At 72.2% G+C, this 23349-nt stretch carries 23 protein-coding genes; 12 read left to right on the forward strand and 11 right to left on the reverse strand.

The genetic code is table 11. From position 1 onward, the window contains the following. Positions 1-9: 9 nt before the first annotated feature. The 5 genes from ACYVOM_RS28635 to ACYVOM_RS28655 are packed head-to-tail and all read right to left on the reverse strand — an operon-like array spanning position 10 to position 4990. Positions 10-870: an alpha/beta fold hydrolase gene (locus ACYVOM_RS28635; protein ID WP_460306636.1), complete on the reverse strand. Its 861-nt coding sequence runs from the start codon at positions 868-870 to the stop codon at positions 10-12. Next, a complete protein-coding gene (locus ACYVOM_RS28640) occupies positions 867-2042 on the reverse strand; it encodes an acyl-CoA dehydrogenase family protein (protein ID WP_460306637.1) in 1176 nt (391 codons plus the stop codon). Before ACYVOM_RS28640 ends, ACYVOM_RS28635 begins: the two co-directional genes overlap by 4 nt. A gap of 10 nt (positions 2043-2052) precedes the next feature. Next, positions 2053-2898 (reverse strand): alpha/beta fold hydrolase, encoded by an 846-nt coding sequence (locus ACYVOM_RS28645; RefSeq protein ID WP_460306638.1) that lies wholly within the window; start codon positions 2896-2898, stop codon positions 2053-2055. Continuing rightward, entirely contained in the window at positions 2895-3818 is a 924-nt protein-coding gene (locus ACYVOM_RS28650) for a VOC family protein (protein ID WP_460306639.1), read from the reverse strand. Before ACYVOM_RS28650 ends, ACYVOM_RS28645 begins: the two co-directional genes overlap by 4 nt. After that, positions 3815-4990 carry an acyl-CoA dehydrogenase family protein gene (locus tag ACYVOM_RS28655; protein ID WP_460306640.1) on the reverse strand — a complete coding sequence of 392 codons (1176 nt, stop codon included), beginning with the start codon at positions 4988-4990 and terminating at the stop codon, positions 3815-3817. Before ACYVOM_RS28655 ends, ACYVOM_RS28650 begins: the two co-directional genes overlap by 4 nt. Positions 4991-5224: 234 nt before the next feature. On the opposite strand from ACYVOM_RS28655, the gene ACYVOM_RS28660 reads away from it, so the two are divergent. From ACYVOM_RS28660 to ACYVOM_RS28690, 7 genes are read left to right on the forward strand one after another with little or no spacing between them, the layout of a single operon-like run. Continuing rightward, entirely contained in the window at positions 5225-6226 is a 1002-nt protein-coding gene (locus tag ACYVOM_RS28660; RefSeq protein WP_460306641.1) for an isocitrate lyase/PEP mutase family protein, read from the forward strand. A gap of 2 nt (positions 6227-6228) precedes the next feature. Continuing rightward, on the forward strand, positions 6229-7626 hold the full coding sequence (locus ACYVOM_RS28665) for an FAD-dependent oxidoreductase (protein ID WP_460306661.1): 1398 nt from the start codon (positions 6229-6231) through the stop codon (positions 7624-7626). Next, positions 7620-8420 (forward strand): SDR family NAD(P)-dependent oxidoreductase, encoded by an 801-nt coding sequence (locus tag ACYVOM_RS28670; protein WP_460306642.1) that lies wholly within the window; start codon positions 7620-7622, stop codon positions 8418-8420. The genes ACYVOM_RS28665 and ACYVOM_RS28670 overlap by 7 nt, the downstream gene beginning before the upstream one ends. 50 nt (positions 8421-8470) lie before the next feature. Beyond that, positions 8471-9061 (forward strand): cysteine hydrolase family protein, encoded by a 591-nt coding sequence (locus ACYVOM_RS28675; RefSeq protein WP_460306643.1) that lies wholly within the window; start codon positions 8471-8473, stop codon positions 9059-9061. A 10-nt stretch (positions 9062-9071) separates the two neighbouring features. Beyond that, positions 9072-10535: an FAD-dependent oxidoreductase gene (locus ACYVOM_RS28680; RefSeq protein WP_460306644.1), complete on the forward strand. Its 1464-nt coding sequence runs from the start codon at positions 9072-9074 to the stop codon at positions 10533-10535. Then, positions 10535-11338, forward strand: coding sequence for an aspartate/glutamate racemase family protein (locus ACYVOM_RS28685; protein ID WP_460306645.1), 804 nt, complete (start codon positions 10535-10537; stop codon positions 11336-11338). Before ACYVOM_RS28680 ends, ACYVOM_RS28685 begins: the two co-directional genes overlap by 1 nt. Next, a complete protein-coding gene (locus ACYVOM_RS28690) occupies positions 11335-12663 on the forward strand; it encodes an FAD-dependent oxidoreductase (RefSeq protein ID WP_460306646.1) in 1329 nt (442 codons plus the stop codon). The genes ACYVOM_RS28685 and ACYVOM_RS28690 overlap by 4 nt, the downstream gene beginning before the upstream one ends. Before the next feature lie 97 nt (positions 12664-12760). Here the strand turns inward: ACYVOM_RS28690 and ACYVOM_RS28695 are convergent, their stop codons facing one another. Genes ACYVOM_RS28695 through ACYVOM_RS28705 form a run of 3 tightly spaced genes read right to left on the reverse strand, consistent with a single transcriptional unit; the run spans position 12761 to position 14419 of the window. Next, positions 12761-13753: a YihY/virulence factor BrkB family protein gene (locus tag ACYVOM_RS28695; RefSeq protein ID WP_460306647.1), complete on the reverse strand. Its 993-nt coding sequence runs from the start codon at positions 13751-13753 to the stop codon at positions 12761-12763. A 3-nt stretch (positions 13754-13756) separates the two neighbouring features. Next, the gene (locus ACYVOM_RS28700) at positions 13757-14014 is read right to left on the reverse strand and encodes a DUF4235 domain-containing protein (RefSeq protein ID WP_460306648.1); all 258 of its coding nucleotides are present in this window, start codon (positions 14012-14014) and stop codon (positions 13757-13759) included. A 12-nt stretch (positions 14015-14026) separates the two neighbouring features. Beyond that, entirely contained in the window at positions 14027-14419 is a 393-nt protein-coding gene (locus tag ACYVOM_RS28705; RefSeq protein WP_460306649.1) for a hypothetical protein, read from the reverse strand. 486 nt (positions 14420-14905) lie between these two features. On the opposite strand from ACYVOM_RS28705, the gene ACYVOM_RS28710 reads away from it, so the two are divergent. From ACYVOM_RS28710 to ACYVOM_RS28720, 3 genes are all read left to right on the forward strand, one after another. Beyond that, positions 14906-16288 (forward strand): uracil-xanthine permease family protein, encoded by a 1383-nt coding sequence (locus ACYVOM_RS28710; protein ID WP_460306650.1) that lies wholly within the window; start codon positions 14906-14908, stop codon positions 16286-16288. 166 nt (positions 16289-16454) lie between these two features. Continuing rightward, on the forward strand, positions 16455-17363 hold the full coding sequence (locus tag ACYVOM_RS28715) for an IPT/TIG domain-containing protein (RefSeq protein ID WP_460306651.1): 909 nt from the start codon (positions 16455-16457) through the stop codon (positions 17361-17363). Next, a complete protein-coding gene (locus tag ACYVOM_RS28720; RefSeq protein WP_460306652.1) occupies positions 17360-18235 on the forward strand; it encodes a hypothetical protein in 876 nt (291 codons plus the stop codon). The genes ACYVOM_RS28715 and ACYVOM_RS28720 overlap by 4 nt, the downstream gene beginning before the upstream one ends. A 14-nt stretch (positions 18236-18249) precedes the next feature. Here ACYVOM_RS28720 and ACYVOM_RS28725 read toward each other — a convergent pair whose 3' ends face one another. The 3 genes from ACYVOM_RS28725 to ACYVOM_RS28735 all read right to left on the reverse strand — a co-directional run bounded on the left by ACYVOM_RS28725 (position 18250) and on the right by ACYVOM_RS28735 (position 21722). Beyond that, positions 18250-18693 (reverse strand): SRPBCC family protein, encoded by a 444-nt coding sequence (locus ACYVOM_RS28725; protein WP_460306653.1) that lies wholly within the window; start codon positions 18691-18693, stop codon positions 18250-18252. A gap of 69 nt (positions 18694-18762) precedes the next feature. Then, entirely contained in the window at positions 18763-20469 is a 1707-nt protein-coding gene (locus ACYVOM_RS28730) for a glycoside hydrolase family 2 protein (protein ID WP_460306654.1), read from the reverse strand. Then, positions 20466-21722, reverse strand: coding sequence for an MFS transporter (locus ACYVOM_RS28735; protein ID WP_460306655.1), 1257 nt, complete (start codon positions 21720-21722; stop codon positions 20466-20468). Before ACYVOM_RS28735 ends, ACYVOM_RS28730 begins: the two co-directional genes overlap by 4 nt. Before the next feature lie 83 nt (positions 21723-21805). Between ACYVOM_RS28735 and ACYVOM_RS28740 the strand changes: the two genes are divergently transcribed. Next, the gene (locus ACYVOM_RS28740) at positions 21806-22453 is read left to right on the forward strand and encodes a TetR/AcrR family transcriptional regulator (RefSeq protein WP_460306656.1); all 648 of its coding nucleotides are present in this window, start codon (positions 21806-21808) and stop codon (positions 22451-22453) included. A gap of 129 nt (positions 22454-22582) precedes the next feature. Next, positions 22583-23287, forward strand: coding sequence for a TetR/AcrR family transcriptional regulator C-terminal domain-containing protein (locus ACYVOM_RS28745; protein ID WP_460306657.1), 705 nt, complete (start codon positions 22583-22585; stop codon positions 23285-23287). The last annotated feature ends 62 nt before the right edge of the window (positions 23288-23349 follow it).

Below are 23349 nucleotides of genomic sequence, written 5' to 3' on the forward strand. Positions count from 1 at the left end.
ATGGGTTCCTTACGGGCGGCCGTTGATCAGGCGCAGGAGGAGCCGCTCGAACTTCTCCGGGTGCTCGATCTGGGTCCAGTGGCCGCACTCGGCGAGCACACAGAGGTCGGCGTTGGGGAGGTGGTCGGCGAAGTACCGGCTCGCGTCCACCGGGATGATGCGGTCGTCGCGGCCGTGGACGCACAGGACGTCGTGGGTGACGGTCGCGAGTTCCTCCGGCGTGAAGAACCGGCGTGCCCCGGCGGGGTCGAACGACGCCTCGTGGGAGCGGCGGACGTCCTCGCGGGTCACGTACGCCATCCGCTCCTTGACCACCCGGTCGACGGTGTCGCGCAGCGGCTCAAGGTCGTAGACGAACTCCGTCAGCAGTCCTTCGAGGGACGCGGCGGAGGGGTCGGCGTAGAACTCGCGCAGGTGGGTGAGGCCGGGGCTGACCGGCATGTCCGGCGCTCCCCCGCTGCCCATCAGCAGGATCCTGCCGATGAGGGACGGCCGCGCCAGCGCCATGATCAGCGCGAGCTGGCCGCCCATCGAGTTGCCGACCAGATGGACCTTGGTGAGGCCCAGCGCGTCGACCAGGGCGAGCAGCGCGTCGGCGCGCAGCTCGTTGAACGGGCCCATGCCGCGTGGGGCGTCCAGCGGGTGGGAGGAGTCGCCGAACCCGATCTGGTCGGGGGCCAGGCACCAGAAGCGGTCGCCGAGGTCGGCGATGACGCGCTCCCAGTTCGACAGGCCGGTCGCGCCGGGGCCCGAGCCGTGCAGGAACAGCACGGCCTCGGAGCCCCGCGCGCCGGACTCGTGCAGCCGGAACACCAGGTCCCGGCCGCCGACCGACACCGCGACGTCGGACGAGGTGATCTCGGCGGTCACAGGTGCACCGCCTGGAGCTTCTCCGCGCCGAGGTGGCGGCCCGCCCAGGCCTTGGCCAGCGGGTCGCCGAGCAGGAAGGCGTGGCTGCTCGCGGCCATCGCGTCCTGGAACTTCGCCTGGAGGGGGTGGTCGATGAACGCCGACCGGCCCGAGGAGACCCGCATCAGCTCCTGCACGGCGTCGGTCGCCGCGTTCGCCGCGCGGGCGACATCCCAGCGCCAGAAGGCGCGCTGCTCCAGCGACGGGATCTCGCTCCCGGACGCCGCCTCCATCATCTCGTCCGCCGCGCGCCGCACCTTGAGGACCGCCGCGTCGAGCTGCCAGGCGGCCTCGGCCAGGTGGTTCTGGACGACGTGCTCCTCGCGCAGGAGCTGGCCGTAGTTGGTGCGGCGGGTGCGGGTCTCGGCGACCCACTGGTCGTAGAACCCGAGGGACGCGCCGACGGACCCTGCTGCGATGATCAGGTTGAAGACGACCGCCCAGGGCGTCCGGTAGAGGGCGCCGTCGTTCTTCTCCTGGCCGGGCAGCGGGATGCCGAGGCCGTGCGTGTAGTAGACGTGGGACTGACCGCGGTGCTCGGGCACGAAGAGCTCGTCGACGACGATGTCGTTGGAGCCCGTCCCGCGCAGTCCGGCGACCTTCCAGGTCTCCTCGATCCGGTAGTCGGGCCGGTCGAGGATGACCGAGGTGAAGTCGGGGTACTCGACGCCGTTCACCTCGCGCCGTCCGGCGATGCCGCCGAGGATGACGCCGTCGCAGATGCCGGAGCCGGAGGAGAAGCTCCACCGCCCGGAGACCCGGTACCCGCCGGGCGCCTTCTCGATCTTCCCGGTCGGGGTGTAGGAGGAGGCGATCTTGCGCGCCGGGTCGGCGCCCCAGATCTCCTCCTGCGTCTCCTCGGGGAAGAGGGCGATCTGCCAGGGGTGCACTCCGACGACCGAGGAGACCCAGCCCGCGGAGGCGGAGCTGCGGCCGATCTCGATCACCGTGTCGGCGTAGTCGGCGAGATGGACCTCGCCGCCGCCCCAGCGGGCGGGCTGGAGCGCGCGCAGCACCCCGATCGCGTCGAGGGCCGCGACCGCCTCGTCGGTGAGGCGGCCCTGCTCGGCGCTCTCGGTGTCGGCGGCGGCGAGGGTCGGCGCGGCCGCCCGCGCCTTGTCGATCATGCTCATGGTTCTGCTCCTAGCGCGCGGTCGCGAGGAAGTCCCGGAGGATCCCCTGGAAGCGCGCGGCCTGCTCGATCTGGGTCCAGTGGCCGCACTTGTCGATGACGTAGAGGTCCGCCTGCGGCAGGTGCTCGGCCAGGTAGTAGCTGCATTCGAGGGGCACGATGACGTCCTGGCGCCCGTGCACCACGAGCGTCGGCATGTCGATCTTGGCGAGGTCCTCGGGCGTGAAGGAGAGCATCTCCGGCCCGAACATGGCCCGGTGCCCTTCCTCGATCCACGGCCGCCGGACGATCTCCATCCGCTCGGCCGCGACGGCCTCGACCTTGTCGCCGAAGGCACTCTTGTCGTGCACGAACTCGATGAGCAGCTCGGCCATCGCCTCGACGGTGGGGTCGTCGAAGTAGGTGATGAGCTTGATGAGGCCGGGCGCGGGGGCGAGGCCGGGCATGCCGCCGGAGCCCATCAGGATGATCCGGTCCACCAGCTCCGGCCGGAGCTGGGCGATGCGCAGCGAGTACATGCCGCCCATCGAGTTGCCGACGAGCACGACCTTGTCCAGGCCGAGCGCGTCGACGAGTTCCAGCAGCGCCTCGATCCTGACCTCGGCCTGGGCGGTGAAGCCCTGCGGCTGCGGGTCGGGGTAGGAGGAGTCGCCGAACCCGAGGATGTCGGGGGCGACGCAGTGGAACGTGTCGCCGAGGCCCTGCATGACCTCGCGCCAGTTCGACGCCGCGGTGACGCCGGGCCCGGAGCCGTGCAGGAACAGCAGGGCGGGCTGCCCCGGCGTGCCGCTCTGGATGACCCGGAGGTGGCGGCCGCCGCCGATGGCGACGTCGCCGGAGCGCAGTTCGGCGGTCACTTGCCCTCCTCCGCGGTTTCGAGCGTGCGGAAGATCCCGGGAGGGCCGTCGAGGTAGGCCTGGGAGCGGTGGTGGCCCCAGATCGAGGGCAGGTCGTGCGTTCCGGCGACCCAGGTGAGGTCGTCGACGGTGATGCCGCCGTGGCCGTACTCGATCTGCAGCGAACTCGGCGTCTGCACGTAGATCGAGGTCATCAGGTCGTTGGTGTGGCGGCCCAGCGACAGGAGGATCTCGCGGTCGGGGTCCGCGGCGAACAGGTCGATGGCGGTGCCGAGGTCGTCGAACGACTCGACCTCCAGCATCAGGTGGTTGATGCCGGTCAGGCCGGGGATCTCGGCGACGGCCAGCGAGTGGTGGCGGCCGTTGCAGTGGTAGAAGCGCAGGTTGAAGATGTCGCTCTTCACCCGGTCGGAGAGGCGGAAGCCGAGGACGCCCGCGTAGAACTCGTCGGCGGCGCGGAGGTCGGGGACGATGAGGACGACGTGGCCGAGGCCCTGGTCGCCGGTGACGAAGCGGCCGCGCATCGGGCGGGCGGGGAAGAAGGAGTTGGGGGTGGAGTACTGGCCCCACACCAGCTCGTGCCGGTTGCCGAACGGGTCGGCGAACCAGTACAGCTCGGCGACCTGGCGCTCCTTGAGCACGGCCTCGTCGCCCTCGTGGAGCTCGACGCCCTTGCCGCGCAGCTCTTCGACGAAGGAGCGCAGCGACGTCTCGTTGTTGCAGGCCCAGCCGACGTAGCGGAGCTCGTCCTGCTCGGCCGGGTGGACGGCGATGCGGTAGCCGGCGTCGTCGACCTTGACGCGCACCGCGCCGTCGGAGCCGTCCTCGGCGATGACCGCGCCGAGGAGGCGGGTGGCGTAGTCGCGCCACTGCTCGGCGTTCGGGGAGGCGATTCCCAGGTAGGCGAGTTGCGAAATCACAGCATGACCTCCGGAGCGGAAGAACCGAGAAGGGCTGCGCCGTAGTACTGGCCGCAGGCGTCCGAGACGAGGAAGGCGTGACCGAGTTCGGCGGTCACGTCCTGGTAGAGGCGGTGCAGGGGGTGGTCGGTGAAGACCGTCCGGCCCGAGGCGACCCGCATCAGCTTGTTGATCGAGAAGCCGACTTCCTGGCAGCCCTTGGTGATGTTCCAGCGCATCCGGGCGCGCTCCTGGCGCTCCAGGTAGACGCCGGCCTCGGCGGCCTGGGTGATCGTGTCGATCGCGTTGTACATCTTGCCGACGGCCGCGTCGTGGATCCACTCGGCCTCGGCGAGATGCATCTGCATGAGGGCGTCGTCGGCGTAGGAGCCGCCCCAGTTGGCCTTGCGGGTGGTGGTCTCGGCGGTCCACTCGTCGAGGAAGCGGCGGCCGAGGCCGAGCATCGGGGCGACGAGCACCAGGTTGAACATGACGGCCCAAGGCAGCTTGTAGAGGCTGCCGGTGTTGGTCAGCATGCCGGGCGCGGGGCGCTCCGGGTTGTACTCGTACAGCGGGCTCGACAGGAACCGGCGCTCGGGGATGAAGGCGCCGGAGACGACGATGTCCTTGCTGCCGGTGCCGCGCGAGCCGCGCACGTGCCAGGTGTCGTCGATCTCGTACTCGTCGCGGTAGAGCAGCGCGGAGCCGTAGTTCGGCACCTCGACGCCCGGCGCGACCTCGACCTTTCCGGCGAACCCGCCGAGGATGACGCCCTGGGCGTGGTCGCTGCCGGACGAGAACGACCAGCGGCCGGAGACCTTGTAGCCGCCGTCGACGGGCTCGATCTTGCCGGTCGGGGCGTACGAGGAGGAGGCGTTCCAGTCGGGGTCGTCCGACCAGATCTCGGCCTGGGTCTCCTCGGGGAACAGCGCGAGCTGCCACGGGTGCGAGCCCATGACGCCCGCGACCCAGCCGGCGGACGGGGCGATGCGGCCCAGTTCGTACACGGACGTGAGGTGCTCGCGCAGCGAGAGCTCGGCGCCGCCCCAGCGCTTCGGCAGCAGGCCGCGCATGAGGCCGGTCTCCTGCATGTGCTTGAACGTGCGGTCGGTCAGCGAGCGCTGCTCGGCCGAGAGCTCCTCCTCGGCGCGGAGCTCGGGTTCGAGCCGGCGGATCTCGTCCAAGACGGTCATCGGCGTTGTCCTTCGGGGTGGTGAGACGACTTGCGTTCATGAGTGACATGGATCTCTGTAGCAGTCACTACATGGAACAGTAGAGCGATCACTCCAGGGATTGCAAGGGGCAGTCCCGAATTTCTGTGACTGCGACCACAAGCCCTCTGATCAGAACGCGCAGGGTTGCCAACCGCCGGTGACTGCTGTCACAGTTCAGTCCTGTAGCGATCGCTACATGGAGGAGCCTGCAAGATGGAAAAGCCTGGAGTGCACGTGCCGCACACCCACCCCTGGGACCCGAGCCTGACCGCGTCGTTGACCGGCGTCGGCCCCGGCCCGAGCGCCCGCGACAAGCGCCTCGCGCTGCGCGCCGCGCTGGCCGGCGCCGCCGCGCGTCCGGGGCAGCCGATCGAGCCGCTGGTGCTGCCCGGAGCCACCGACGCGCTGGGCGCCCGCCTCGTCGAACAGGCCGGATTCGCCGCCGTCTACGCAACCGGCGCCGGTCTGGCCAACGCCGTCTACGGCCTGCCGGACCTCGGGCTGATCTCGCAGACCGAGGTCGCCGACCACGCCGGGCGGCTCTGCGAGGCGACCGCCATCCCGCTGATCTGCGACGCCGACACCGGCTACGGCGGCCCGCTCGCGGCGATGCGCACGGTCCGCCTGCTGGAGCGCGCCGGGGTGGCCGGCCTCCAGGTGGAGGACCAGGAGATGCCCAAGCGGTGCGGCCACTTCGACGCGCACACGCTGATCCCGTCCGGGCACATGCAGACCAAGATCGCCGCCGCGGCCGAGGCGCGCACCGACGACGCGCTGGTGATCATCGCCCGCACCGACGCGCGGTCCGCCTACGGCATCGACGAGGCGATCGAGCGCGGCAGGGCCTATGTCGCGGCAGGGGCCGACGCCCTGTTCATCGAAGCGCCCCGGACCGTCGAGGAACTCGCGCTGGTCGGCCGGGAGCTGGCCGGGACCCCCCTGATCGTCAACGTGGTCGAGGGCGGCAAGACGCCCCAGCTTGAGCTCAAGGAGTACGCCGAGCTGGGCTTCGGCGTCGTGCTGTTCGCCAACTACCTGATGCGGTCGATGCACCTGGCCGGGCGCGAGGCGCTCGCCCACCTGCGCGAGCACGGCGAGACCGGCTCGCGCGCCGACCGGATGGCGAGCTGGCAAGAGCGCCAGAGCCTGTTCAACCTGCCCGCGTTCAGCGCCGCCGAGACGGCGCTCGACGCGCCGCTCGGGGAGATCAAGTGAGCATGATCCCGGGACTGCCCGTGGACACCGAGCTGCCCGAGCGCGTCGGCGTCCTGGTGCTCGGCGCGGGCCTGGCGGGCTGCGCGGCGCTGCTGGCCGCGGCCGAGGCCGGGCAGTACGCCGTGCTGCTGGAGAAGACCGGCGAGATCGGCGGCTCCACGGTGAAGTCGGCCGGCCTGTCGGCCTTCGCGGGCACCGATGAGCAGGCCGAGCAGGGCATCGCGGACTCCGTCGAGCTGCTCCGCAAGGACCTGCTCGACGTCGGCAGGCACCGGAACGACCCCGAACTGGTCGATCTCTACTGCGCGCACCAGCTGGAGACGTACCGCTGGCTGAAGGGCCACGGCGTCGTCTACGGCGAGATCCACGCGGCGTCCGGCCAGTCCGCCCCGCGCAGCCACCCCACCGACACCACGCGGATGCTCGTCCAGTTGCTCAAGGCGGCAGGGGAGCTCGGCGCGCGGATCGTGTTCGACGCGCCCGCCGCGCGGCTGCTGCACGACGGCGCGCGGGTGACCGGCGTCCGGCTCGCCGACGGGCGCGAGGTGCTCGCCGACGCGGTCGTGCTCGGCACCGGCGGGTTCTCCATGGACCCCGAGCTGCTCGCGACGTTCGCGCCGCAGATGGCGCACGCGCTGCGCCAGGGCGGGGAGGGCAACCAGGGCGACGGGCTGAAGATGGCGATGGCGCTCGGCGCCGGAATCCGCGACACCCCTTACATCAAGGGCACCTACGGCCATTTCCACACCGAGCACCCCGACGAGGACGGCACCGGCATCCTCGCCGTCTACAAGGGCGCGATCGCCGTCAACCGGGAGGGCCGGAGGTTCGTCGACGAGTCCCGGAACTACAAGGAGATCGGCGACGCGGCGCTCGTCCAGCCCGGCGTGACGACCTGGCAGGTCTTCGACGCCCGCACCATGGCGCTGTCGAACGACGAGGTGCCGATCTACGAGTTCGCGGGCCGCGAGCGGGCCGGGATGCTCCACAAGGCCGACACGATCGCCGAGCTGGAAACCGCCATCGGGCTCCCCGAGGGCTCGCTCCAGACGACGGTCGCGCAGTACAACGCGGCGATCGCGAACGGCGCCGACGAGTTCGGCAGGGCGCACCTGTCCGGCGGCGTCGGGGAGCCGACCCCGATCGACCGGGCGCCCTTCTACGCCCACGCGTCCGGCACCGTCGTGCTCGCCACCTACTGCGGGCTCACCGTGGACACCCGCATGCGCGTCCTCGACTGGTGGGGCGCGCCGATCGAGCGGCTGTACGCCGCGGGCGAGATCACCGGCGGGTTCCACGGGGCCGGATACATGACCGGCACGTCCATCGGAAAGTCCGGAGTCTTCGGACGGATCGCCGGAGTCCACGCTGCGGCGGAGGAGAGTGAGCTGGAATGGTGACCTCGATGTTCGACCTGTCGGGCAAGGTGGCGCTGGTCGTCGGCGCGGCGGCCGGAGGGCTCGGCGAGCGGGCGGCGAAGGCGCTGGCCGAGGCGGGGGCCGTCGTGGCCGTCGCCGACCTCGCCGAGCGCAAGGACGCCCTGACGACGACGGCGCGGGCCACCTGGACGGGCGGGCACCAGGCCGTCGAGAACCAGGCGAGCCTGCACCGCGTCGACGTGACCGACGAGCGGTCGGTGCAGACGCTGTTCGAGCACGTGGTCGCCGCGCACGGGCGGCTCGACATCGTCGTCAACGCCGCCGGGGTCATGCTGCGCAAGGCCTACGACGAGACCACGCTGGAGGAGTTCGAGCGGGTCGTGCGGGTGAACCTCACCGGGACATGGCTGGTCGGCCGCGAGGCGGGCAAGACGCTGACGCGGCAGGGCACCGGCGGCCGGATCGTCAACCTCACGACCGTCTACGCCGAGCGGGTCGGGCCGCTGCCGGAGTCGGCCTACTACTCGTCCAAGGCCGGGGTCGTGAACGTCACCCGCGCGCTGGCCGGCGAACTCGGCCCGCACGGCATCACCGTCAACTGCCTCGCGCCCGGCGTCTTCTACCCGACCGAGATGACGGCCCCGCTCGGCGCGCAGCCCGACCAGCTCCGCTGGTTCGGCGAGCGCACGATGCTCGGCAGGCTCGGCGACCCCGAGACCGACTTCGCGGGGCCCCTGCTCCTGCTGGCGGGCCCCGGCTCGGCCTACATGACCGGCCAGGTCGTGTACGTCGACGGCGGCTGGTCCGCCTGGTGACCCTTTCCACCCCGAACCTCCACCCCGAACCGACTCTGAGGACATTCGCCATGACGGCTCCCGTTAAGAAGGCCCTGCTCATGCTCGACTACCAGGTCGCGCTGTGCGAGGAGGGCCCCTACCTCCGCATGCCCCCGCTCGCCGCGCAGATCGCCGAGCGCGGGGTGCTCGCCACCGCCGAGAAGGTGCTGGCCGCCGCCCGCGCCGCCGGGACGCTCGTCGTCCACGTGCGGCTGGCGTTCGACCCGTCGTACCGGCTGCGCACCAACCGGCTGCCGCGCTTCGCCCCGTACGAGGCGAACCGGGCGATGCTGACCGACTCCCCCGAGGCCCAGATCGTCAAGGCGCTCGCGCCGATCGACGGGGAGCCCGTCATCGACAAGGGCTGCGTGGACCCGTTCGTCGGGACGCCGCTGCGCGAGGTGCTGGCCGCCGAGGGGATCACCGAGGTGGTCCTGGGCGGGGTCGCGACCAACCTCGTCGTGGAGTCCGCCGCGCGGCACGCCTCCGACTCCGGCCTCCAGGTGACCGTGGTGGAGGACATGTGCGCGTCGTTCCGCGCGGACTTCCACGCGTTCTCCGTCGAGAACATGCTGCCGCTGTTCGGCGCCGTCGTCGGCTCCGCCGAGCTGAAGTTCTAGGAGGAAGACCATGACCCAGCAGACTCACCGCTATGACGTGGTCGTGGTCGGCGGCGGCGTCGCGGGCCTGTCCGCGGCGGTCGCGGCGGCCGAGAAGGGCGCGCGCGTCGCGATCCTGGAGCGCTCCACCGAGGCCGAGACCGGCGGGAACACCCGGCACACCGAGGCGTTCCTGCGGATGAGGTCCGTCGAGGAGGTCGCGGAGGGCTTCGAGGACGTCCTCGTCGATGACTTCATGGGGCATCCCGACCCGTCGGTGATCAACGACGCGGCGCTGCCCCCGCACCGGCGCGGCCCGCTCTACCGGGCGACGCACACCGTCGACCCCGACTACGTGTCGACGCTCGCCGAGCAGGCCCCGCAGGCGCTGGCCTGGATGAGCGGGCACGGCGTCCGGTTCGACTTCGTGCCGACCCCGTTCCTCACCCAGTCGACGACCCGGATGGCGCCCGTCGGCGGCGGCCTCGCCATCATCGAGACGATGGGCAAGGCCGCGCGCGGGCTCGGCGTCGAGTTCCACTTCGAGACGACGGCCCGGCGGCTGACCTTCTCCGACGACGGCGTCGACGGCGTCTTCGCGCACACCCCGGACGGCCCCGCCGTCTTCCACGGCGCGGTCGTGCTCGCCAGCGGCGGCTACCAGGGCAACTTCGAGCTGATGGCCCGCTACCACGGGGAGCGGGCGCTGACCTGCCGTCCCGTCGCGAAGGGCGGCAACTACAACAAGGGCGAGGGCCTGGAGATGGCTTTGGCGCTCGGCGCGGCCACCGCCGGGAACTTCGCGCTCTTCCACGCCGAACCCGTCGACCCGCGCAGCGGCGAGGCCGAGGCGGCGATCTTCTGCTTCCCGTACGGGGTGCTGGTCAACGCCTCCGGCGAGCGGTTCGTGGACGAGGCGCGCGGGACCGTCGACGCCTGGTACGAGCGGACGACCCGGGCGATCCAGGACCAGCCGGACGGCATCGCCTGGGTGATCCTCGATCAGAAGGGCCTCGCGGTGCCGAACCTGACGGTCGGCATCCGGACCGACATCGCGCCCGTCACCGGCGCGACGGTCGGGGAACTCGCGGCGAAACTCGGCCTGCCCGTCGAGGCGGTGGAGAAGACCGTCGCGGCCTACAACGCGGCCTGCCCCGACCCGTCCGGCTTCGACCACGCGCGGACCGACGGCCTGGCCACGCGCGGGCTCGTCCCGCCGAAGTCGAACTGGAGCCTGCCCATCGCCGAAGGCCCGTTCGCGGCCTACCCGATCATGGCGGCGAACGTCTTCACGTTCGGCGGGCTCAAGACCACGCCGGACGCCGAGGTCGTCGACCGCGACGGGCGGCCGATGCGCGGCCTGTACGCGGCCGGGGAGCTGACCGGGCTCTACTACTCCAACTACACCGGCTCCACCTCGGTCCTGCGCGGCGCGACGTTCGGGCGGATCGCCGGATCCGAGGCGGCTGCCGCTGCCGCCGCGAAGGAGGCGTGATGCGGATCTGGCACCAGTCGTTCACCGTCCTGGACGACGTCCCGCACTACCGGGACGCCCTCGCCAGGCACCTGCGGGCGCAGGCCGCGCCCGGCACCGAGATCGACTTCCACGGGATGAAGCAGGGCACCTACCCGTCGGACTACCCGGGCACCCACATCGGCTACGCCTACCTGTCCGGGCTGCACCGGGAGCAGTTCGTGCACGCGGCGCTCCGGGCCCAGGACGAGGGGTACGACGCGTTCCTCATAGCCACGATCCCGGACACGGCCTACGAGGAGGTCCGCACCGTCGTCGACATCCCGGTCGTCGCGTTCGGGCAGACGTCCGTGCTGATGGCCGGGGCGCTCGGCGACCGGATCGGGATCGTCAACTTCATCGGGGCGCTGGAGCCGCAGCTGCGCCGGAACCTGCGCAACTACCGGCTCGACTCGCTGGTCGGGCCGATCGTGCAGGTCGAGGCGGAGTTCCACGACGTCATGGGCGCGTACGCCGAACCGCGGCCGCTCATCGAGGCGTTCACCCGGGCGGCGCGGCGGGCCATCGCGGACGGGGCCAACGTCATCGTGCCCGGGGAGGGACCGCTGAACGTGTTCCTCGCCGACCAGGGCGTGTCCCGGGTGGACGACGTGCCGGTGCTCGACTCGCTCGGCACCTGCGTCCGGGTCGCCGAGATGCGGGCCGCGCAGTACCGGGCGACCGGGCTGAAGCCCGCGCGCGCCGGGTTCTACGGCGCGCAGCCCGCCCGGCCGCTGATCGACGCGGCCCGGCGCTTCTACGGCATCGACGGTGCCCTCGGATGAGCGCGGGCTGGGACTCCGAGGTGGACGTCGCGGTCGTGGGCGGCGGAGCCTGCGGCGTCATGACCGCGCTGCGCGCCGCGCGGAACCCCGACCTCATCGTCGCGGTGTTCGAGAAGTCGACCCACGAGGGCTGCAACGCCGCGATCTCGTCGGGGTCGCTCGCGGCCGGGGGCACCCGGTTCCAGGCGGCGGCCGGGATCGAGGACTCGTCCCAGAGGCACGCCGACGACATCATCGCCGCCAACGGCGACGAGGAGTGGCGGCCCGTCATCGAGGCGCTGTGCGCGGCCGCCCCCGAGTTCGTCGAGTGGATCGCCGACAGCGGCTACCCGATGGAGATAGGCACCGACATGCCGCGCGCGGGCATGTCCGTGCCCCGGCTGCACACCGACATCGGACGGCTGGGCGGCGCGCGGCTGATGCGGCATCTGCGCGGGCTGCTCGACGCCCGCGACAACGTCGCGTTCGTGGACGAGGCGCCCGTCATCGACCTCGTGGTCGAAGACGGGGAGGTGGCCGGCGTCGTCGTGGCGCAGAACGGGCAGGTGCAGCGGGTGCGGGCGGACGCCGTCGTGCTGGCCTCGGACGGGTTCGCGAACTCCCCCGACCTGGTCAAGGAGCACCTGGCGCACCTGGGCACGCCGTTCTACGGCGGTGTCTCCACCGCGACCGGCGACGCGCTGGCCTGGGCGCTGCCCCTCGGGGCGAGGCTGCGGAACATGGGCGCGGGCCTGCGCTCCGGTCTCGTCGTCGTCGACCACGGCACCCGGGTCTCGCCCGCGCTGCAGTTCAACGGCGCGGTCCTGGTCAACCTCGACGGGGAGCGCTTCGTCGAGGAGGACACCAAGGGCTACTCGTCCATGGCGGGCGTCCTCCAGCGCCAGCCGGGCGAACGCGCCGCGATGATCTGGGACGCCACCGCCATGGAGGCCACCCGCGAGTCCGAGATGATGCGCGAATGCCTCGCCGCGGGCGCCATCCGCGACCGGGCCACCCTCGCCGACGTCGCCGCCGACCTCGGCCGCACCGTCGCGGAGACCGAACGCCTCCTCGAACCCCTCCCGGGTCGTCGAAGGCTGACCGGGCCCTTCCACCTGGCCTGGGTGACCCACGGGCTCCTCGCCACCCAAGGCGGCCTCGTCATCGACACCGCGGGCCGCGTCCTGGACGCCGAGGGCACCCCGATCCCCCGCCTCCACGCGGGCGGCGGCACCGCCTGCGGCCTCGCGGGCGCCCACTCCGACGGCTACATGTCCGGCAACGGGCTCCTGTCCGCCTTCGGCATGGGCTGGATCATCGGCAACACCCTCGCCGACCCGCGCTGACCGCGGCGCGGCACCGGCTCCGGCCGGCCCGCAGCCGCCGGTCCAGCGTGAGGCCGGGCCGTCCCGGGATCCCGGGACGGCCCGGCCGCCCCCGACCTCACAGGGAGGCGGCTCCGCGGGGAGGTTCCTCGTCGAGGGCGCGGGTGTCGCGCAGCTCGACGTAGGGCTCGGCGTCCTCGGGATGGCCCTCGGCGATGGCCTTGCCGCGTTCGAGCTCGGCGTTGAGCTCGGCCCCCAGCAGGATCGCCAGGTTGGTGAGCCACAGCCACACCAGGAAGACGATGAGCGCCGCGAGGCTGCCGTACGTCTTGTTGTAGGAGCCGAAGTTCGCGACGTAGACGCCGAACCCGGCCGAGGCCGCCAGCCACAGCGCCATGGCGAGCACCCCGCCGGGCGTCACCCAGCGGAACCCCTGGCGGGCGTTCGGCGACGCCCAGTACAGCAGCGCGATCATGAGGCTGACGACGAGGACGAGCACCGGCCACTTCACGACGTCGAACGTCGTCACCGCCGCGTCGCCCAGGCCGACGACGTCGCCCGCCCGCTCGGCGAGGGGACCGGACACCACGACGGCGACCGCCGACAGCGACAGCAACACCAGCGTCACCGCGGTGATCCCGACGCGCAGCGGCACGGTCTTCCACAGCGGCCGCCCCTCCGGCACGTCGTACACCGCGTTGGACGCCCGCATGAACGCCCCCACGTACCCCGACGCCGACCAGAACGCCCCGGCCAGACCGAGCAGGGCGACCAGTCCCGCGCCGCCGCGGCCCTTCTGCAGCTCGGCGAGCGCTTCGGACAGGACCTGGCGCACCGCGCCCGGCGCGAGCGTCGCGACGTTGTCGAGGAACTGCTGGGAGACCGCGTGGCCTCCCAGCCCCACGAGCGAGACGACCACGAGCATCGCCGGGAAGATGGACAGGACGCCGTAGTAGGTGAGGGCGGCGGCCCAGTCCGTCAGACCGTCCTTCTGGAACTCCGCGACCGACCTGCGGACCGCCCCCCACCAGGCGCGGGGCCGCAGATCGGTCGGGCCCTCGGGCGCTCCCTCCGCGCCCTCGCCCGCGGTCGCCTCCGTGCGTGTGCCCATGGCTCAGCGGTCACCCGGCCAGGATCCGGTGACCTTCCTGACGCCCTGGGCGCCGGCCCGCTGGACCGCGGCCCGGGTGAACCCTGCGATCGCGCCCTGCAGCGTGGCCGCGACGAGCACCTGCGCCCAGGTGAAGTCCGTGTCGTCGGGGCGCGGCGGCTCCTTGGCGCCCGCCGCCTTCTGCCAGACGAGGCCGAAGGCCTTGCCGGCGGCGAGCGCGCCCAGCGAGCTGAACAGGAGCGAAAGGCTCCGGTACATCATGGCCGTCTCCCCTCAGCGCCGCGCCAGGACGGCCCGTCCGTAGCCGATCGCCCGGTCGAACGCCCGGCGGGAGGCCAGCACGCTCCTGTCCCAGCGCGTCCGCGGGCGACGGCTGCGGCGCACCGCCCACGCGGCGACGCCGAGCGCGGCGGCCCCGGCCACGGCCACTCCCCCTGCCTTGACCTTCGCGGCGTTCCCCGGGTCCCGGACCCGGTCGGCCGCGTCCTCCGTCCTGGTCTTCGCCGTGGCGTACCCGTCCTGGGCTCCCGACTTCAGCCGGGCCGCCTTCTCGTGGACGGCGGCGCCGACCTCGTGGGCGGTCTCCCGCACCTGGTCGGCGCCCTCACGCACGCGGGCCTTCACGTCGGTCGCGCGCTCTCCCTGCTTCAGCCCGTTGTCCGTCATCGGTGGCTTCGCTCCTTCGATTCGGTGATGTCCTGCCGGGTCGTCGCGACGGCCTGCTCGGGGCTTACTCTGCCCCTCGCCTTCCGTCACGATCCGTATCCGTTCATCCGCTTTTCTGGAGGTTTCCTGGGGTGCCCGGGACCGCGGCTCCCAAACCGGCGGGCTCGCGGGCCGCGTCGGGCCTCCGGACCTGTCCGGGAAGATCTCCGCAGGCAGGGCGCGGGACGGCTCCGGTTCCGCGCGGCCCAAACGAGAGAACCCTCACGCGCCTTCCGGTGAGGCGGAACCGGCGGAAGGCGAGACCCGGGATCACCGCGTGTGCACGGAGCCGTCACCGGGTCTCCGCGACGCGGCCGTCGAGCCAAGGATGGGCAGGCTTCCGGTCAAGATCGCAGCGGAGCACGTCGCGGTGCGGCGCGAGCGGGGAATCTCCATCCGGCCAGGCGGGGCAGGCGGCCCGGGCGGCGTCGGCCGAGGGGCGGGAGCATGCAGGGCTTCGGGTGGAAGCTGCACGGGGACGGGAAGCACCTCGCGGTGGGCGAGGTCGTCAAGCCGGACGAGCGGCTGACGTGGGGGCGCACCGTCGGACTCGGGGCGCAGCACGTGGTGTCGATGATCGGGGCGTGCTTCGTCGCGCCGATCCTCATGGGGCTCAACGCCAACCTCGCGGTGATGGCGTCCGGGGTGGCGACCATCGTGTTCCTGCTCATCACCCGGGGGCGGATCCCGAGCTACCTCGGAAGCAGTCTCTCGTTCGTCGGGGTCGCGGCGGTCATCGCCGCGCAGGGCGGGGACACCGGGACGCTCACGGGGGCGCTGCTGGTCGTGGGCGTCGTGCTGTTCGCGTGCGGGGCCGCGATCCGGGCGCTGGGCGCGCGGGTCGTCCACGCGGTGCTGCCGCCGGTGGTGACGGGCGCGGTGGTGATGCTCATCGGGTTCAACCTCGCGCCGGTCGCGGCCCGGACCTACTGGCCGCAGGACCAGTGGACGGCCCTGCTCACCCTGCTCTTCACCGGCTTCGCGCTCGTGGTGCCGCGCGGCTTCTGGTCCCGGATCGCGATCTTCCTCGGACTGCTGTTCGGCTACCTCATCTCGTGGGTCTTCGACCGCGTCTTCGGCATGATCCACTCGCCCGCGGGCGGCGCGGAAGCTGTCGACCACTGGCGGCTCGACCTCTCCGCGGTGGAGAAGGCCCGGTGGATCGGGCTTCCCGACCTCCACGCGCCGAACTTCTCCCTTTCCGCGATTCTCGTGGCGCTGCCCGTCGTCATCGCGCTCATCGCCGAGAACGCCGGGCACGTCAAGGCCGTCGGCGAGATGACGGGCGACCCCCTCGACGACGAGCTCGGCACCGCGATCATGGCCGACGGCACCGCCACGGTGCTCTCCACCTCGGTGGGCGGCCCCGCCACGACGACGTACGCCGAGAACATCGGCGTCATGGCCGCCACCCGCGTGTACTCGACCGCCGCCTATTGGTGCGCCGCGGGATTCGCGATCCTCTTCGGCCTCTGCCCCAAGTTCGGCACCGTCGTCGCCGCCATCCCCGGCGGCGTCCTCGGCGGCATCACCGTCATCCTCTACGGCATGATCGGCCTGCTCGGCGCCCAGATCTGGGTCCGCGCCCGCACCGACCTCGCCAACCCCCTCCACCTCGTCCCCGTCGCCGCCGGCCTCATCATCGGCATCGGCAACGTCACCCTCACCTTCACCGACACCTTCGAACTCAGCGGCATCGCCCTGGGCACCCTCGTCGTCGTCGCCGGCTACCACGCCCTGCGCACCCTGGCCCCCGCCCACATGAGAACCGAACCCCCGCTCTCCGAACCGGACACACCGGGCTACGATCGGGGCCTCGGCGACACCTGACCCGAATTCCCGCGCCCCCGCCTTTACGCAGTAAGTCTGCCGATCCCGCCGCGTCCGTCATTTCGGTCTGCGGCGCGCCGCGATTACGGCAGCAATTCCGTTTACCGCCGATCGCGTCCTGACCTAGAATCCCGCGAGATTCCGCCGACCCCCGGAGCGAAGCCGCATGCGCCTAAAGGTAGTCGCCGTGGTGTGCCTCGTCGCTTCGCTCGTGCTGACCTCCTGCGACGACGGGCACGACAGCGGCAAACCCGCGCCGAAGCCCGGCGGGAGTGTCTCGGCGCTGAGTACCGCGGGAGGCAAGGGCGGGGGCGGAGAACAGGGCAAAAAAGGCTTCATCGAGTGGATCAAGGACATCGGGCTGACCACCCCGGCGACGGGCAAGGATCCCGAGCGCGTTCACGATCGCGCCTATGCGCTGTTCAAGCTGGCCGGCGATGACTGCGGGGAAGCGGTCTCCGCCGCCGCCGCTCTCGCCGAACCTGCCCGGACGCTCTACCGGGGCGCGGGCCAGGCGTGCCTTGCCGCGCTGCACGGCGAGACCGGGCTCTGGGCCGAAGCCGAGCGCGCCTACACTGCCGAGTCAGACGAGGATCTGGACTGCGTCGACCAAGGCGTGTTCCGGCTGCTGCGAACGCTCGTCGAAGCGCATGGCGCCGACCCCGAGGCCCACTTCGTCCGGGCTGACGACAACGGCGGGGGCGGCGACGCGCTGTGCCCGCGCGTCACCGGGATCACCCCCGACCACGGAACCGCCGGGGAGACGGTGACGATCACCGGCGTCAACCTCTCAGGCGACGTCCCCGTCCTCTGGGGATCCGAGGTGCTGGTCGTCGCGTTCGCCGACGGAACCGGCACCCTCACCGTCCCCCAGCACCTCGAAGAGGGGTCCGTCGACGTCCAGGCGGAGGAACTGCCCGGCGACATCTACTTGGGCGAAGAGGAACAGGTCACCTTCACCTACGACGACGCGCCGGCCGAGCCCCCGCCGACCACCGACGGTCCGCCCGCGTACGAGATCCCGCCGGACGGGGTGCCGGATCTCGACGACCCGCCGACCGCGGAAGCGTCGTGACCACGCCGCAGGAGCCCGGCGCGGCCGAGACACCGCGCTCGGTGTGGAAGGTCGTCACGGAGGTCGGGTCGTCCGTGGCGCTGTTCAGCGCGCTGCTGTTCTACTTCGGCTGGGTGCGCACCAAGGTCGAGGCCGACGCCCTCGGCTACGACGTGACCGTCCTCGGGCTGGGCACCCAGGACTACCTCCTGCGCAGCATCGCCGTGCTCTCGCCCCTGCTCCTCCTCCTCGTCCTGCTCGCGCTGGTCCTGCACTGGATCCACCTGCGGTGGATCGCGCCGCTGGGGCCGGCGGCGGCGGGGCGGTTCCTGCTGGCCTTCAGGGTCGCAGCCGTGCTCGCGACCGCGGGGGCCGTGCTCCTGCTCGCCGGGCCGCTCGGCACCGTCGCGCTGCCGCTCGCCCTCACCCTCGGCGCGCTGTCGGCCGTCTACCACGACAGGCTGCGGCGGCTGGCCGATGGCGAGGCGGGGTGGACGGCGTCGATGCGGGTCCTGGTGCTCGCGCTGCTCGTCATCGCCGTCTTCTGGGACGTCGAACGCGTCGCCCGCTTCATGGGGACCGCCTACGCCGACGACATCGCGGCGCGGCCCGAGCAGTTCGCCGCCGTCACCCTCTACAGCGCCAAGGACCTGCGGCTCTCCGACGTCACGGGCGTCACCGAGACCCGCATCAAGGTCAAGGACTCGGCCTACAAGTACCGCTACTCGGGCCTTCGCCTCCTCCAGCGCGCCCCCGACCGCTTCATCCTCATCAACGACCGGTGGCAGCCCGTCACCGGGCGCGTCATCCTCCTCAAGGACGCCGACGGGTTCCGCGTCGAGCTGTCCTGTTCGGAGGCCGCCGACCGCATCTGCTCGGGCACCGGGCTCTGACGTGCGCCACGGGATCAGCGGTGCGGGAGGGCGTCGAGGACGCGCCTCATCTGGGCCGCGCCGTCGTCGGCCAGGCGGGTGAGGGACGGGCGCAGGAACGGGACGGCGAGGAGGGCGAGGCCCTTGAAGCGGAAGTCGACCTGGTAACGCACGCGGGAGCCCGCGCCGAGAGGCTCGAAGCGGAGGTCGTCGATCGTCGTCACCGTCTTGTTCTCCCCGATGAGCAGCACCCGCTCGCCCTCGACGAGTTCCTCCACCCGGTAGACCAGCGTCGTCTCCTTCCCCCTGAAGCGCGACACGTTCTCGAAGCGGGAACCCACCCGCACCGGCCCCCCGTCCAGCCTCCGGCATCTGACGGTCCCCGGATCCCACTGCTCGGCCGTCGTGAAGTCCGTCAGGAACCCGGCCACCGCCCCCACCGGCGAAGCCGTCCGCACCACTCGCGAAAGAACCGGCATGGTCCCACCTCCTCATTCCCCCGGTATTCGCGCCCCGCCCCCCACCCGGTTGCACGGCTTCGCCGAGGATCACGAGTAGCGGAGGCGGGTGGTGATGGCGCGGACGGCGGCGGGGTCGAGTTTGAGGACTTGGCGGTCTTGGGTGAGGAGGCCGTTCATCTCGTCTTGGACGTCGCTGAGCTGGGTGTAGACGGTGGCGCTGAGGCCTCGGGGGATGGCGGGGATGATCTGGGTCTCGTGGAGGCGGACGAAGGCGCGGGTGGCCTTTTCGGGGGAGCTGTAGCGGCGGTAGCCGAAGACGCGGGCGCTGCTGCGGTGGCCGTCGAGGGGGAGGCTGTAGCCGCCGTACTCGGTGAGGGCGAGGACGCGGGGGTCGCGGCGGCGGGGGACGCGGAAGCGGCGGAAGTAGACGTGGAGGCTGCGGAGGTCGCCGGCGCCCTGGTCGTGCCAGCCGCTGGCGTGGTCGACGGTGCGGGTCGGGTCGAGGGCGGCGAGCCCGGCGGCGATCCGGGCCGCGTCGAACTGGCCCCAGCCCTCGTTGAACGGCACCCAGACGGCCAGGCCCACGACGTTGCGGAGGTGTTCGACGGTGGCGTGCAGCTCGTGCTCGAACCCCGCGCGGGCCGCCGCGTCGGACCTGCCGAACCTGCGGTGCGCGCGGGCCCCCACGTCGCGGAGCCGGACGAACGGGGCGACGGCCGGCACCGTCACGACCGCCGGCCGATAAGGCTCGCCGCCGTTGACGGCGTCCTGCCAGACGAGCATGCCGAGCCTGTCGCAGTGGTGGTACCAGCGCAGCGGCTCGATCTTGGCGTGCTTGCGCAGCATGGTGAAACCGAGGTCCTTCATGGCCTGGATGTCGTGCGCCATGGCCGCGTCGGACGGCGGCGTGTACAGGCCGCCCTCCCAGTAGCCCTGGTCGAGGACGCCCGCGTGGAAGTACGGGCGGCCGTTGAGCAGCAGCCTGGGCAGGCCGGAGGCGTCGGGGCCGACGCCGAACGAGCGCATGCCGAAGTAGGAGCGCACGAGGTCGTCGCCCAGGCGGACTTCGAGGTCGTAGAGGAAGGGGTCCTCGGGCGTCCAGGGGCGGACGTCGGTGATCGGCAGGCGCACGGGCTCGCCCGGCTCGGCCGGCCCGGACGCGATCACTTCCCCGTCGCGCAGCACGTCCACGTGCGCCGGGCCGCCCGCGTCGGTGTGCACGGTGACCTCGACGGAAGCCTCCGCCAGATGCGGGACGATCACTAGATTCCGGATATAGCACTGCGGGACAGACTCGACCCAGACCGTCTGCCAGATGCCCGACTGTGGGGTGTACCAGATCCCGCCGTGCTTCCGGCGCTGCTTGCCGCGCGCGTGGGGCGCGGCGTCGGTGGCGTCCCTGACCTTCACCACGAGGGTGTTCTCACCGGGGACCAGAGCTTCGGTGACGTCGAGGACGAAGGGCAGGTAGCCGCCGGTGTGCCGGCCGACCTCGACCCCGTTGAGCAGCACCGCGCAGGTCTGGTCGACAGCGCCGAAGTGGAGCAGCACCCGGTCGCGGACGAAGCCGTCGGGCAGCGTCAGGGAGCGGCGGTACCAGAGCGCCTCCTCCGGACCGAGGGTGCGCCGCACTCCGGACAGGTCGGACTCGGGCGAGTACGGCACGAGGATCTCGCCGTCGTACGCCGAAGGCTCGGGGGCGTCCGCCGCGGTGATGGCGTAGGCCCAGGGGCCGTTGAGGTTCAGGAAGCTGTCGCGCGCGAGCTGCGGGCGGGGGTACTCGTCGAGGCTCATCGGACTCCCTTGATCCGCCACACCAGCGCGGCACCGGCCAGCGCGCAGAGGGCGGCGACGCCGAACATGAGGGGGTAGCCGCCCGGCGAGGTGACGAGCGGCGCGGCGACCACCGGGCCGAGGACGAAGCCGAGCGCCGTCGCCAGGTTGACCACGCCGAGGTCCTTGCCGCGGTCGGCGTCGGCGGGCAGCAGCCGCGTCACCATGGCCTGGTCGACGGAGACGAAGACGCCGGTGCCCGCGCCGAGCAGCGCCGCCGCGACCAGCGCGGTCGACCAGCCGTTTCCGACGGCGAGGGTGAGGGCGGCGAGCGCCATGACGGCCCCGCCGACGAAGACGACGACGCGGGTCCGGCCGCTGCGGTCGGCGTACCAGCCCGCGGCGAGGCCGGGCAGGACGCTGCTCAGCGAGAAGACGGTCACCATGGTGAGCACGCCCTGCTGGTTCGTCGCGCCGGGGAACAGGCTCTCGTAGCGGAGTTCGTCGCGCAGGTAGTACAGCAGGTAGCCGATGCCCATCGACAGCGCAAGGTTCACCAGGAACCTGCTCAGCCAGGCCCAGCCGAAGTCCGGATGGCGCGTGGGGCTGACCCACAGGCCCGACCAGAGCGGGCGGCGCGGGCCCGGGGGCGGCAGGGCGGGCTCGCGGTAGCGCAGCGGGAACGGCAGGGCGGCGAGCAGCAGCAGCCCGCCCATCGCCGCGTATCCGGCGGGCAGGTCGGTGACCGCGAAGGTCACCACCGCGCCGCCGATGAGCGGGCCGACGAGCACGGCCACTCCGGCCAGCGCCGAGGCCCTGCCGCGCTGGTCGACCGGCACCTGGTCCGGCACCGCGGCGACCGCCGTGCCCTGCACGAGGGTGAAGGCGAGCTGCGCCAGCGACCAGCCGGCGATGAGGCCCGCGATTGAGTGCTGCCCGCCCAGGAACCCCAGGGCCGCCGCGCCCAGGAGCGATCCGCCGACCACCCACGGCCTCCGGCGGCCGAAGCGGGTGCGGGTGCGGTCGGAGAGGGCTCCGGCCAGCGGGCCCGCGACCGCGGTGACGATCGCGCCGACCGCGAGGACCAGGGCCAGCGACGACTCCTTGTGCGCCGCGTCGATGCGTTCGACGTGCGACGGCAGCAGGATCTGCGTCGAGGCGTTCGAAGCCATGATCACGCCGAGCTGGACCAGGGCCAGCAGGGACATCCAGCGCAGGGAGACGGCCGGGGGGCGGTCGCCGTCGAGGGCCGTGGGCCTGGTGGGCTCGGTCACGGCGGTCACCTGTCCTTCGGGGGGAGAAACGTGAGGGGGCGTCATGTTCGAAACATGACGGTTCGCCATGTTATGACTGTGGGGTGGAGAGTCAAGGGGTACGGCGCAGGCCGGTGCAGCGGCGCAGCCGCGAACGCGTCGAACGCGTCCTCGACGCCTGCGCGGAACTCCTCGACGAAGTGGGCTCCGACGGGCTCACCATCGCCGAGGTCGCCCGCCGGGCCGGGGTGCCCACCGGCACCGTCTACCAGTTCTTCGACGGCAGGCTCGGCCTCCTGCGCCAGCTCGCCCTGCGCCACCTGGAGATCCTGCTCGACCGGCTGCGCGCCCGCGCCGCCGAGGAGCCCGGGCTGACGTGGGGGCGCGCGGGCGAGATCGTCATCGACGAGACGGTGCGGATGCGGCGGGTCATCCCCGGCTTCACCGTCGTCGACTTCGGCGAGGCCCGCCCCGGCGGCGAGAAGTACCTGCCCGAGGGCACCACCGAGGCGGGCGGCGACATCATGGCCGAGGCCCTCTACCGCTGCGCGGTCGAAGAAGCGGGCCTCCCCCCGCTCGCCGACCCCTACCGCGTCACGAGCCTCGCCATCCAGGCCGCCGCCGTGGGCATCGACCTGGCTTTCCGCACCTCCCGGGACGGCGACCTCGCCATGATCGAACAGACCCGCCGCCTCCTCGCCGCCTACTTCACCGACGCGGCGGTCCGCTCGGCCGAAGGCGGCGACCCGTGAAGACCCTGACCCCTTCGATGCGAACGAAGTGCGCCGGCGCAATGCGCCGCGTTCGTCGGACCGCGGTCGTCGGCTCGGGCCGCTCCGGGATGCCGGGGCCCGTTGTAGGGTGCGACGGAGGGGTAGGTCATGGGGCGTTTGATCGATGAGGATGTCGCGGACGAGACGCCGCGGACACCGCTGAGCCGGCGGCGGGTGCTGCGGGCGGCCACGGGCGTGGCCGATCGCGAGGGCGTCGACGGGCTGACCATGCGCAAGGTGGCGCAGGAGCTCGGGGTCGAGACGATGTCGCTCTACCACCACGTCGCGAACAAGGAGGCGGTGCTCGACGGGATCGTCGAGGTGCTGCTCGGCGAGGTCTTCGCGGCCGTCGGCGCGGTCGAGGGGCCCGCGCCCGAGGTCGATTGGCGGGGCGCGCTGCGGGGCCGGATCCTCGCCGCGCGGCAGGTGCTGCTGCGGCACCGGTGGGCGCCGGCCGTGCTGGGGTCGCGGCCCACCACGAGTCCGCTGGTCATCGCGTACTACGACGAGGTCGTCGGGACGCTGCGGGCGGGCGGTTTCTCCTACGATCTCGCCCATCGGGCGCTGCACGTGCTGGGCAGCAGGGCGCTCGGGTTCAGCCAGGAGCTGTTCGAGCCCGGGGCGGGCGGCGCGCAGGACGCGGCCGCGATGGAGCAGATGGCCGAGGCGTTCCCGCACCTCGCGGCGATGGTCGCCGAGGCGGCCCACGACGATCCGGACGGGACGCTCGGATTCTGCGACGACCAGTTCGAGTTCGAGTTCGCGCTCGACCTCATCCTCGACGGCCTGGACCGGCGCCGCACCGCCTCCTAGCTGCCTCCCGCACGGCAGGATCCGGCCACCCGCATGCCTTCACCAGCCTTACGCCGCAAGGT

The organism is Actinocorallia aurea (assembly GCF_054783995.1).

What these genes read in the sequence shown, in the direction of transcription:
- ACYVOM_RS28640 (WP_460306637.1), bottom strand. Translation starts at nt 2,042, where the DNA reads ATGAGCATGATCGACAAGGCGCGGGCGGCCGCGCCGACCCTCGCCGCC.
- ACYVOM_RS28655 (WP_460306640.1), bottom strand. Translation starts at nt 4,990, where the DNA reads ATGACCGTCTTGGACGAGATCCGCCGGCTCGAACCCGAGCTCCGCGCC.
- ACYVOM_RS28660 (WP_460306641.1), top strand. Translation starts at nt 5,225, where the DNA reads ATGGAAAAGCCTGGAGTGCACGTGCCGCACACCCACCCCTGGGACCCG.
- ACYVOM_RS28665 (WP_460306661.1), top strand. Translation starts at nt 6,229, where the DNA reads ATGATCCCGGGACTGCCCGTGGACACCGAGCTGCCCGAGCGCGTCGGC.
- ACYVOM_RS28670 (WP_460306642.1), top strand. Translation starts at nt 7,620, where the DNA reads ATGGTGACCTCGATGTTCGACCTGTCGGGCAAGGTGGCGCTGGTCGTC.
- ACYVOM_RS28675 (WP_460306643.1), top strand. Translation starts at nt 8,471, where the DNA reads ATGACGGCTCCCGTTAAGAAGGCCCTGCTCATGCTCGACTACCAGGTC.
- ACYVOM_RS28680 (WP_460306644.1), top strand. Translation starts at nt 9,072, where the DNA reads ATGACCCAGCAGACTCACCGCTATGACGTGGTCGTGGTCGGCGGCGGC.
- ACYVOM_RS28685 (WP_460306645.1), top strand. Translation starts at nt 10,535, where the DNA reads ATGCGGATCTGGCACCAGTCGTTCACCGTCCTGGACGACGTCCCGCAC.
- ACYVOM_RS28690 (WP_460306646.1), top strand. Translation starts at nt 11,335, where the DNA reads ATGAGCGCGGGCTGGGACTCCGAGGTGGACGTCGCGGTCGTGGGCGGC.
- ACYVOM_RS28695 (WP_460306647.1), bottom strand. Translation starts at nt 13,753, where the DNA reads ATGGGCACACGCACGGAGGCGACCGCGGGCGAGGGCGCGGAGGGAGCG.
- ACYVOM_RS28700 (WP_460306648.1), bottom strand. Translation starts at nt 14,014, where the DNA reads ATGATGTACCGGAGCCTTTCGCTCCTGTTCAGCTCGCTGGGCGCGCTC.
- ACYVOM_RS28705 (WP_460306649.1), bottom strand. Translation starts at nt 14,419, where the DNA reads ATGACGGACAACGGGCTGAAGCAGGGAGAGCGCGCGACCGACGTGAAG.
- ACYVOM_RS28710 (WP_460306650.1), top strand. Translation starts at nt 14,906, where the DNA reads ATGCAGGGCTTCGGGTGGAAGCTGCACGGGGACGGGAAGCACCTCGCG.
- ACYVOM_RS28715 (WP_460306651.1), top strand. Translation starts at nt 16,455, where the DNA reads ATGCGCCTAAAGGTAGTCGCCGTGGTGTGCCTCGTCGCTTCGCTCGTG.
- ACYVOM_RS28725 (WP_460306653.1), bottom strand. Translation starts at nt 18,693, where the DNA reads ATGCCGGTTCTTTCGCGAGTGGTGCGGACGGCTTCGCCGGTGGGGGCG.
- ACYVOM_RS28730 (WP_460306654.1), bottom strand. Translation starts at nt 20,469, where the DNA reads ATGAGCCTCGACGAGTACCCCCGCCCGCAGCTCGCGCGCGACAGCTTC.
- ACYVOM_RS28745 (WP_460306657.1), top strand. Translation starts at nt 22,583, where the DNA reads ATGGGGCGTTTGATCGATGAGGATGTCGCGGACGAGACGCCGCGGACA.